The sequence below is a fragment of the Mycolicibacterium arseniciresistens genome (assembly GCF_030519285.1).
GTDB lineage: Bacteria > Actinomycetota > Actinomycetes > Mycobacteriales > Mycobacteriaceae > Mycobacterium > Mycobacterium arseniciresistens.
In genome coordinates this window covers 1-8,860 of sequence record NZ_JAUMSQ010000096.1, presented here as the reverse complement: position 1 = coordinate 8,860, position 8,860 = coordinate 1, and the positions used below count along the sequence as shown (strand labels likewise).

11 protein-coding genes are annotated in these 8,860 nt (G+C 70.3%); 5 read left to right on the top strand and 6 right to left on the bottom strand.

Features of this window, described 5'->3' with window-relative positions:
- The coding region (locus Q2100_RS14405; RefSeq protein ID WP_302914623.1) for an HNH endonuclease signature motif containing protein at positions 1–1,401 on the bottom strand (1,401 nt) is incomplete at its 3' end.
- 78 nt (positions 1,402–1,479) lie between these two features.
- On the opposite strand from Q2100_RS14405, the gene Q2100_RS14400 reads away from it, so the two are divergent.
- Together Q2100_RS14400 and Q2100_RS14395 are read left to right on the top strand one after the other, a co-directional pair.
- A complete protein-coding gene (locus tag Q2100_RS14400; RefSeq protein WP_302914622.1) occupies positions 1,480–1,989 on the top strand; it encodes a methylated-DNA--[protein]-cysteine S-methyltransferase in 510 nt (169 codons plus the stop codon).
- A complete protein-coding gene (locus Q2100_RS14395; RefSeq protein ID WP_302914621.1) occupies positions 1,989–2,717 on the top strand; it encodes a 2OG-Fe(II) oxygenase in 729 nt (242 codons plus the stop codon). The genes Q2100_RS14400 and Q2100_RS14395 overlap by 1 nt, the downstream gene beginning before the upstream one ends.
- 8 nt (positions 2,718–2,725) lie before the next feature.
- Here the strand turns inward: Q2100_RS14395 and Q2100_RS14390 are convergent, their stop codons facing one another.
- Together Q2100_RS14390 and Q2100_RS14385 are read right to left on the bottom strand one after the other, a co-directional pair.
- Entirely contained in the window at positions 2,726–3,349 is a 624-nt protein-coding gene (locus Q2100_RS14390; protein ID WP_302914620.1) for a class I SAM-dependent methyltransferase, read from the bottom strand.
- Entirely contained in the window at positions 3,342–4,298 is a 957-nt protein-coding gene (locus Q2100_RS14385; RefSeq protein WP_302914619.1) for an NAD(P)/FAD-dependent oxidoreductase, read from the bottom strand. The genes Q2100_RS14390 and Q2100_RS14385 overlap by 8 nt, the downstream gene beginning before the upstream one ends.
- A 47-nt stretch (positions 4,299–4,345) precedes the next feature.
- Between Q2100_RS14385 and Q2100_RS14380 the strand changes: the two genes are divergently transcribed.
- Positions 4,346–4,930, top strand: a complete 585-nt coding sequence (locus Q2100_RS14380; RefSeq protein ID WP_302914618.1) for a type II toxin-antitoxin system RelB family anti-toxin — start codon at positions 4,346–4,348, stop codon at positions 4,928–4,930.
- Between the two features lie 13 nt (positions 4,931–4,943).
- Here Q2100_RS14380 and Q2100_RS14375 read toward each other — a convergent pair whose 3' ends face one another.
- Genes Q2100_RS14375 through Q2100_RS14365 form a run of 3 tightly spaced genes read right to left on the bottom strand, consistent with a single transcriptional unit; the run spans position 4,944 to position 7,914 of the window.
- Positions 4,944–6,044 (bottom strand): bifunctional RNase H/acid phosphatase, encoded by a 1,101-nt coding sequence (locus Q2100_RS14375; RefSeq protein ID WP_302914617.1) that lies wholly within the window; start codon positions 6,042–6,044, stop codon positions 4,944–4,946.
- A complete protein-coding gene (locus tag Q2100_RS14370) occupies positions 6,044–6,775 on the bottom strand; it encodes a zinc ribbon domain-containing protein (RefSeq protein ID WP_302914616.1) in 732 nt (243 codons plus the stop codon). Before Q2100_RS14370 ends, Q2100_RS14375 begins: the two co-directional genes overlap by 1 nt.
- Positions 6,772–7,914: a Nif3-like dinuclear metal center hexameric protein gene (locus tag Q2100_RS14365; protein ID WP_302914615.1), complete on the bottom strand. Its 1,143-nt coding sequence runs from the start codon at positions 7,912–7,914 to the stop codon at positions 6,772–6,774. The genes Q2100_RS14370 and Q2100_RS14365 overlap by 4 nt, the downstream gene beginning before the upstream one ends.
- A 71-nt stretch (positions 7,915–7,985) precedes the next feature.
- Here Q2100_RS14365 and Q2100_RS14360 point away from each other — a divergent pair, with 71 nt between their 5' ends.
- Together Q2100_RS14360 and Q2100_RS14355 are read left to right on the top strand one after the other, a co-directional pair.
- Positions 7,986–8,666: an HAD-IA family hydrolase gene (locus Q2100_RS14360; protein WP_302914614.1), complete on the top strand. Its 681-nt coding sequence runs from the start codon at positions 7,986–7,988 to the stop codon at positions 8,664–8,666.
- On the top strand, positions 8,659–8,860 hold a 202-nt coding region (locus Q2100_RS14355; RefSeq protein WP_456094136.1), incomplete at its 3' end, for an arsenate reductase/protein-tyrosine-phosphatase family protein. The genes Q2100_RS14360 and Q2100_RS14355, both read left to right, overlap by 8 nt.

Below are 8,860 nucleotides of genomic sequence, written 5' to 3'. Positions count from 1 at the left end.
GATGACCGCGGCGGCCGTCGGGGTGCACAGGTAGGGAAACAGCAGCGCCGATCCCGGTGTGGTGGTGTAGGTGTGGCCTGCCGGGCTGGTCCAGATGACCGTCCCGTCGCACTGTTGTCGGTCACGCCACCCCCAGAACGTCTTGATCAAATGGTGAAGGCGGCACAGGCATTTGAGGTTCGACGCCTGGGTCGGCCCGCCCTGGCTGTAGGGGACGGTGTGGTCGATGTCGGTGCTGAACGCCGCCACGTCGCAGCCTGGGAACCGGCAGCCCATGTCGCGGCACCGCACGAACTCCGCCAGTTTGCGCGACGGCGTGTAGCGCGGTTCGGGAGCAGCATCGCCGGGATGGATCAGTGGGCGGATCGTGGCTGTCTCGGCCAGGGGCGCGACCTGTTCGGGCGGCAGGATGCCGTCGTTGCGCACGAGCGTGGCCACCGACTCGGCGGCGGCAGGGTCGTCCGCCGGCTCTGGCTCGTCGGTGGATTCGTCGTCGGCCTCGGCCTCAGCCGACTCGGCGGCGGCCTCGGCGGACTCGGCGGGCTCGGCCGGTTGGGCTTCGGTGTCCGGGTGCTCGTCGGGTCCGTTCACGACGTGGATGACGAAGGGTGTGGCGACGGCGTCCTTGCTCGGGCAGTCGGGATTGCCGCATTGGCACTGCAGGTGGTCGGCGCCGCTGGAGATGGCTGCGATGGCGTCGACGCGGCGCTGCTTCTTGGTGCGGGGGTCGTCGGTGCAGACGGTGTCGGCGAGCGCGTCGAGGCGGTTGTCGAAGACTCGGGCCCCGGCGGTGGGCATGGTGCCGCCGAAACTGCTCATCCCATCGAGGCCGTCGTTGACCCAGATCTCACGCTCGTCGGATGCTTTCTGGCGGCGCCGCACGGCATCTCGATCGTGTGCGGCGATGGCGCGGTCGACATATCCGCAGACCTGGCCGTAACTGAGCCGCATCAGCCGGGCCGCCGCACCTGCCAGGGTGGCGTCGACGTGGGTCAAGACGGCGGGGTCGGTGATCAGGGTCGTGCGCTGCAGCAGGGTGGTGACGATGTCGAGGGTCAGCTCACCGGCGCGGAACATGGCCGCGACCAGGGGTAGGCGTTCACGCAGTCCGCGGGCGAGGCTGACCTGATCCTTGGCGCGCTCGTAGGCGATGTTGAGTGCGGCGCCGATCTCGACGGCCACGGCCGATTCGGTGTCCACGGCCCACTGGTCGCTGAGCTCATCGCGCTCGGCGAACCGCACCGCATACAGGTCGCCGATCGCGGTCAACCGCGCCGCGGCCTGCTGGTTCTCCCGGCGCGCCGCCGCCAACACCGCGGAGATCAGTTCGCGTGCTTCGACCGACTCCGGACGCGCATCGGCCAGCACCTGATCGAAGCTTGTCTGCGCCGGATCGAACATACATTCGATTATGGCAGAAGGGTATGACAACTCACGCTTTCGACTCCCCCGCCGTCTACATGATGAGAGGAGGACGCCATGAGCATCCGACACACCGTGATCGACAGCCCGCTCGACGACTTGACGCTGGCGGCCGAGGGCGACGCGCTGATCGGTCTGTATTTCCAGGGGCACTGGCCAAGACCGGCGAAGAACGGCTTCGGCCAACGCGTCGACGCGGACACCGACCCGCTGCTGGCCGAGGCGCAGAACCAGTTGTGCGACTACCTGGCCGGCAAGCGGACCACACTCGATTTGCCGATCGATCCGCGCGGTGACATCACGCAGCGACGTGTCTGGCAACAGCTCACCGCGATTCCCTACGGCGCCACGGTGACGTACGGCGAACTGGCGGATACCGCCGGCGGCTTGACGGCCCGCGAGGTCGGTCAGATCGTCGGCCGCAACCCGCTGAGCATCGTGATCCCGTGTCATCGGGTGGTGGGCAAGGCCGGACGGCTGACTGGCTACGCCGGCGGCGTCGCACGCAAGAAGCTGCTGCTCGATCTGGAGGAGCCAGCGGAGCGCAGGGCGGCGAGGCTCTTCTGATGAGCGTTGCGGTGCATCACCATGATTGGCAGCGACGCGTCGACTCCGCCGACTGGGCGGGGGTCGCCGCAGAACTGGACGAGTTCGGCGGCGCCCTGCTGCCTGCGCTGCTCTCCCCCGCCGAGGCGGCGGAGCTACGCGGCCGGTACGACGACGACGCACAGTTCCGTTCGACGATCGACATGAGCAGATACCGCTTCGGCCGCGGCGAGTACCGGTACTTCGACCGCCCGCTACCCGAGCCCGTCGAGCGGCTCAAGCACGCGCTCTACCCCCGCCTTCTGCCGATCGCGCGCGACTGGTGGTCCCGACTCGGGCGCGAGGCCCCCTGGCCCGACACCCTCGACGAGTGGCTGGCCGCATGCCACACCGCCGGCCAGACCCGGTCGACGGCGATCCTGCTCCGATACGGCCCCGGCGACTGGAACGCGCTACATCGGGACCTGTACGGAGACATGATGTTTCCCCTGCAGGTGGTGATCGATCTCAACGAGCCCGGCATCGACCACACGGGCGGCGAGTTCCTGCTGCTCGAGCAGCGCCCCCGCGCACAGTCCCGCGGGACCTCGACGACGGTGCCGTTCTGCCAAGGATTCGTGTTCACCACGCGTGAACGGCCGGTGCGCTCCGCCCGCGGCTGGAGTGCCGCGCCGGTCCGCCACGGCGTGTCGACGGTCCGGTCCGGCGAGCGGTTCACCCTCGGCCTGGTGTTCCACGACGCCACCTGAGCCTCGGCCTAGTGCGTCACCCGGCGCAGCACGATGACGTTGTCGAGCAGGGTCCCCGCCTCACCGTCCGGGCCGGTGGCGGAACGCTCGACCGGTTCGGCGCGAACCCGTTGCCACTCGGCGGGATCGAGTCCGATGGGGTCGATCACCTCGTCGACCGACAGGAAGCGATGCTTGCGCGCCATCTCGTGTGCCCACGGTGGCGCCGCACCATGGTCGACGACGATCAGCACTCCACCCGGCGCGACCGCGGCGACGGCGCGGCGCAGCACCGTGTCACGGTCGAAGTCCAGCGGCGACTGCAGGAACTGCGCTGACACCAGGTCGAACTCGCCGTCTGGGAAGCTCTCCAGCAGATCGTGTCGCTGGAAGTCGATGCGCGCCGTCACCCCGGCCGCCTCCGCGGCGGCGGCCGCCCGGTCCAACGCGGTCGGCGAGATGTCGACCGCCGTCACATGCCATCCGTGCTCGGCCAACCACACGGTGTCCCCGCCCTCGCCACAGCCGAGATCGAGAGCACGCCCCGGCGAGAGCGGCGCGGCCGTCTCGGCGAGCCAGGGATTCACCCGGCCGCTCCACACCCGCTCGCGCGCGCCGTACAGCTCGTCCCAGAACTCCTGCGCCTCAGACATTCACGTGTTCCTTCCATTCGGGGACCGGCAACCCGTGATCGTCGGCCATCAAGGTCTGCATCACCGACGCGCCGGCCAGCGATCCGGCGGCCACCGCTGCCGCGACCTGCGGCACCTGTACGCACACGTCACCCGCGGCGAACACGCCGGGCACCGACGTGCGTTGCATTTCATCGACGGCCACCGCGTCCTCGGCGAGGGGGTGTGATTCCTGGAACCGCACGCCCAGCTGAGCGGCGAGCGGTGAACGCTGACGCAGCCTCGGGGTCACCATCAGGGCACGCCGATCGATGCTCGCCCCCTCGGCGAATTCGATTGCCTCGAGCCCGTCGTCGACGATCCGCAGCCCCGCCACCGTGCGCTCGTCGATGTCGACCCCGGCCGCGGTCAGTCGCGCGCGGTCCTCGCTGCCCAGGTCCGCCGGTCCGTCGGTGAGGACCACGACGTCGTCGCTCCATCCCCGCAACAGCAACGCCGCGTGCACGGCGCGTGGTCCTCGAGCAAGCACCGCGACGGGTTGATCCCTGACCTCCCAGCCGTGGCAGAACGGGCAGTGGAACACCGACCTGCCCCACAGCCGGTCCACCCCCGCCAGTGCCGGGACGTCGTAGGACATTCCGCCCGCCAACACGATTCGCCGCGTCGCGACCCGTCGACCGTCCTGCAGCAGCAGGGCGAACCCGTCGTCGGCACGCTGGGCGTCGACCACTTCACCGATCCGCACCTCCACTGACGGATACGCCGCCAGTTCGGCTCTGCCCGCCGCGTACAGCTCCGCAGGCGTCCGGCCGTCGAACCCGAGCAGCCCACCGATGCCGTGCGCGGACAGGTTGCTCTGCGCGCCGGCGTCGACCACCAGGGTCCGTCGCCGCGCACGTCCCAGCACCAGCGCCGCACTCAAACCCGCGGCGCCGCCGCCCACCACCACACAGTCCCAGATCGCGTCCATGTCCCGAGGTTGCCGCGCACACCGGTCAAGTGCCAAGCTGATTTGCCATGCAGGCAAAGACAGCGGAGGAAGACAGCGTCGACCAGCGGGTCCGGCGTCGGCTACGGGAGTTGCGGACACAGCGCGGGCTCACGCTCGAGGAGGTGGCGAACCGGTCGAGCATCGACGTGTCGACGCTCAGCAGGCTGGAATCGGGCAAGCGTCGCCTCGCTCTGGACCACCTGCCGCGCCTCGCCGCCGCACTGTCGGTGAGCACCGACGACCTGCTGCGTGCACCCGACGCCGAGGACCCACGGGTGAAGAGCAGCTCACACACCCATCACGGCGTCACCTACTGGCCGCTGACCCGGCAGGGCCCGGCAAGCGGCCTGCACGCGTTCAAGATCCGGGTCAGCGCCCGGCGCCGCAAGCCGCCGGAGGAACTGCCGGTGCACGAGGGGCAGGACTGGATGTACGTGCTCTCGGGCCGGCTGCGGTTGATCCTGGGTGACCAGGATTTCACCGTCAAACCCGGTGAGGCGGTGGAATTCTCGACATGGACGCCACACTGGTTCGGCGCCGTGGAGGAAGCGGTCGAGGCGCTCGCGATCTTCGGGCCGCACGGCGAGCGCCTGCACCTGCACACGTCCTGATCGGCGCCTCCGGTCAGAGATAGGACGTCTGGTTCACCAGCCGCACCGACGCAGCGCCGTCGGGGTAGAACTCGGCGATGCTCAGGGAGGCCAAATCGAGGTGCAGCCGGTAGAGGATCGTGGGCCCGGCGTCGAGCGCCAACCGCAGCATGGTCTTGATGGGCGTCACGTGGGACACCACCAGGACGGTCGCGTCGCCGTGCTCGGCGATGATGCGGTCGCGTGCCCGCCGGACGCGGTGCGCCACGGTGTCGAAGCTCTCGCCGCCGGGCGGGTCGATGGCGGTGTCGCGCAGCCACCGCGAGTGCAGTTCGGGATCGCGCTCGGAGGCCTCGGAGAATGTCAGGCCCTCCCAGTCACCGAAGTCCGTCTCGATGAGGTCTTCGTCGACGCTGAGGTCGAGCCCGAGGGCTTTGGCCGCTGCCGCGGCGGTGTCGTACGCGCGTTGCAGCGGCGACGTCACGACGGCCGCGATCCCGCCGCGCTCACCGAGGTATGCGGCTGCGGCGTCGGCCTGCCTGCGGCCGAGTTCGGTCAACGCCGGATTGCCTCGGCCGGAATAGCGCCGCTGAACGGACAATTCGGTCTGCCCGTGCCGCAGCAGCATCAGCCGGGTGGGTGCGCCTCGCGCACCGGTCCACCCCGCCGGGTTCGACACCACCTGTGTCGACGCTGAGTTCTCCGCCGGTTCGGACGGGCCGTCACCGATTCCCGCGGCGGCGTCCATGGCTTCGTTGGCCAGCCGGTCGGCGTGGGAGTTCTGTGCGCGCGGTATCCAGCGGTAGTCCACCCGCTCGAATCTGCCCGCCACACCCTGTGCTTCGCGGTGCAGTTCGATCAGGTCGGGATGCTTGACCTTCCAGCGGCCGTTCATCTGCTCGACCACCAGCTTGGAATCCATGGCGACCGCCACCTCGGTGGCGCCCACCGCGGCGGCCTCCTCGAGTCCCGCGATCAGCCCGCGGTACTCGGCGACGTTGTTGGTGGCACGTCCGATCGCCTGCTTGCTCTCGGCCAGAACGGTGGCACGGTCGGCCGAGAACACCACCGCACCGAAGCCAGCGGGACCCGGGTTGCCGCGCGACCCGCCGTCGGCCTCGACGATCACCTTCATCAGCCGTTGTCCTTGACCCGCAACAGGATCGCACCGCACTCCGGGCATCGGAGCACCTCATCCTCGGGTGCGGCGGAGATCCTCGCCAGTTCGCCGCGGTCGATCTCGATCCGGCAGGCGCCGCACCGCCGGCCCTGCAGCGCGCCCGCCCCGGGACCGCCCCCGGATCGCTGACGCTCGTAGAGTTTCACCAGCTCGGCGTCGAGTGCTTCGACGAGCTCGTCACGGCGCTCGGCACGTTGGCGCCGGGTCTGGCCGAGTTCGTTGACCGCCGCGTCCCGTGCCGCCCGGGCGGCACTCAGACCGGTCTGCAGGTCGTCGATGTCGGTGAGCGCCGCCGACTGCTGCTCCTGCAGTTCCTCGCGCCGCTCCATCACCTCCAGCAGCGAGTCCTCCAGGCTGGCCTGCCTGCGCTGCAGCGTCTCGAGTTCGTGCTGCAGTTCGGTGATCTGCTTGGCGTTGGTGGCGTTGTCGAGCAGTGAGCGGTCCCGGTCCTCCCGCTTGCGCACCGAGTCGATCTCACCTTCGAGCTTGGTCGCCTGGCCCTCGAGATCGTCCAGCGCGATCCGCAGAACGGCCAGCCTGTCGTTGGCCGCGCTGTGCTCGGCCTGCACGGCGTCGAACCGTTGCTGCTCGGCGAGATTCTTGGTCCGGTGGTCGATGCGGCTCAGCTCGGCGTCGACCTGGGCCAGCTCGAGCAACGAACGCTGATGCACTACTTCGGCTTTCATGTCCTCTTTTCCGTACGGTCGTCCTCGACGTTCCACGGGTCGGTGCGCACCGGGCACACGTGCACCGGCAGTGCGGCGCCGAACCGGCCGCGCAGGAGCCCGGCGGCCTGGTGGCACCAGGGGAATTCACTCGCCCAGTGCGCGACGTCGACCAGCGCGACCGGCGAGCCCCGCCGGTGCTCGTCGGCGGGATGATGGCGCAGGTCGGCGGTGACGTAGGCCTGCACGTCCGCGGCCGTCACGGCGTCCAGCAGGGAATCCCCCGCGCCGCCGCACACTGCCACTCTGGACACCGTCGCACGCGGATCGCCCGCGGCGCGCACCCCCCACGTCGTCTCGGGCAGTGCGGCGCGGACCCGCGCGACGAACGCCGAGAGCGGTTCTGGGGCGGGCAGCTCGCCGATCCGGCCGAGGCCGGTGTCGCCGGGCAGCGGCGCCAGCGCGAACACGTCGAACGCGGGTTCCTCGTAAGGATGCGCGGAGCGCACGGCGGCCAGGATGTGTGCCCGCAGCTTGGCCGGTGCGATCACCTCGACCCGGTCCTCCGGCACCCGCTCGACGGCGCCGACGCTGCCGATCGCCGGGTTCGCGCCGTCGTGCGGCAGGAACTGACCGGTTCCGGCGACGGTCCAGCTGCAGTGCGAGTAGTCACCGATGTGGCCGGCGCCTGCTGCGAAGAGCGCCTCGCGCAGCGCGTCGGAATCCTCGGTCGGCACGTAGACGACCCACTTGTCCAGGTTCGTACCCGGGCCGGACGGGGACAGCGCGTCGCCCACCTCGAGCCCGATCGCCTCGGCCAGTGCGTCGGAGACGCCGGGTCGGGCGATGTCGGCGTTCGTGTGCGCGGTGAACAGGGCGCGCCCTGAGCGCAGCAACCGGTGCACCAACGCGCCCTTGGGTGTGCTCGCCGCCACGGTGTCCACACCGCGCAGCAGTAGTGGGTGGTGCGCCAGCAGCAGCCCGCCGTCGGGCACCTCGTCGATGACGTCGGCGGTGGCGTCCACGGCGACTGTCACGGACGTGACGGCCTCGTCGGGGTCGCCGCACACCAGGCCCACCGAATCCCAGCCCTCGGCCAGCCCGGGCGGATACGCGTCGTCGAGGACGTCGATGATCTCGGCCAGACGGACACTCCCCACATCACGACAGTAATGGGCGGTCCGTCCGGTGGGATTTCGGGACGACGCACCGCGTCGGGGACAATGGCGGTGTGACGGACACGCTGGACAGCACGCTCGCCGGGACGCGACCGCAGCTGGTCCTCTTCGACCTCGACGGAACCCTGACCGATTCCGCCCGCGGGATCGTGTCGAGCTTCAAGCACGCGCTCGCCGAGGTCGGCGCCACGGTGCCCGACGGCGACCTGGCCGGCCGGATCATCGGGCCGCCGATGCACCACACGCTCGGGGCGATGGGGCTCGGGGACCGCACCGCCGCCGCCGTCGCCGCCTACCGGGCCGACTACACGACGCGGGGCTGGTCGATGAACAGCCTGTTCGACGGCATCCCCGACCTGCTGGCGGATCTGCGGGCGGCCGGCGTGCGGCTGGCGGTGGCCACGTCGAAGGCCGAGCCGACGGCGCACCGCATCCTCGAGCACTTCGGTCTGGCCGACCACTTCGAGGTGATCGCCGGCGCCAGCGTCGACGGCTCGCGCGCCGCGAAGGCCGACGTGGTGGCCCATGCGCTGGCGAAGCTGACGCCGCTGCCCGAGCGGGTACTGATGGTCGGCGACCGCAGCCACGACGTCGAGGGCGCCGCCGCGCACGGCATCGACACGGTGGTGGTCGACTGGGGCTACGGCCGCACAGATTTCACCGAACCCGGCGCTGTGCGCGGGCGGGCGCACGTCGCCACCGTGGCCGACCTGCGCGAGGTGCTCGGTGTCTGACCCACGGCGGGCAGGAGCGACGCGACCCGGGGATGAACCATTGCACGTCACGTTCGTCTGCTCGGGCAACATCTGCCGCTCGCCGATGGCGGAGAAGATGTTCGCCCATCAGATCGCCGAGCGCGGCCTGGCCGAGGTGGTGCGGGTGAGCAGCGCGGGCACCGGCGGCTGGCACGCGGGCGACCCGGCCGACA

Coding starts and splice junctions, on each gene's coding strand:
- Q2100_RS14400 (WP_302914622.1), top strand. CDS start 1,480: ATGAGCATCCGACACACCGTGATCGACAGCCCGCTCGACGACTTGACG.
- Q2100_RS14395 (WP_302914621.1), top strand. CDS start 1,989: ATGAGCGTTGCGGTGCATCACCATGATTGGCAGCGACGCGTCGACTCC.
- Q2100_RS14390 (WP_302914620.1), bottom strand. CDS start 3,349: ATGTCTGAGGCGCAGGAGTTCTGGGACGAGCTGTACGGCGCGCGCGAG.
- Q2100_RS14385 (WP_302914619.1), bottom strand. CDS start 4,298: ATGGACGCGATCTGGGACTGTGTGGTGGTGGGCGGCGGCGCCGCGGGT.
- Q2100_RS14380 (WP_302914618.1), top strand. CDS start 4,346: ATGCAGGCAAAGACAGCGGAGGAAGACAGCGTCGACCAGCGGGTCCGG.
- Q2100_RS14375 (WP_302914617.1), bottom strand. CDS start 6,044: ATGAAGGTGATCGTCGAGGCCGACGGCGGGTCGCGCGGCAACCCGGGT.
- Q2100_RS14370 (WP_302914616.1), bottom strand. CDS start 6,775: ATGAAAGCCGAAGTAGTGCATCAGCGTTCGTTGCTCGAGCTGGCCCAG.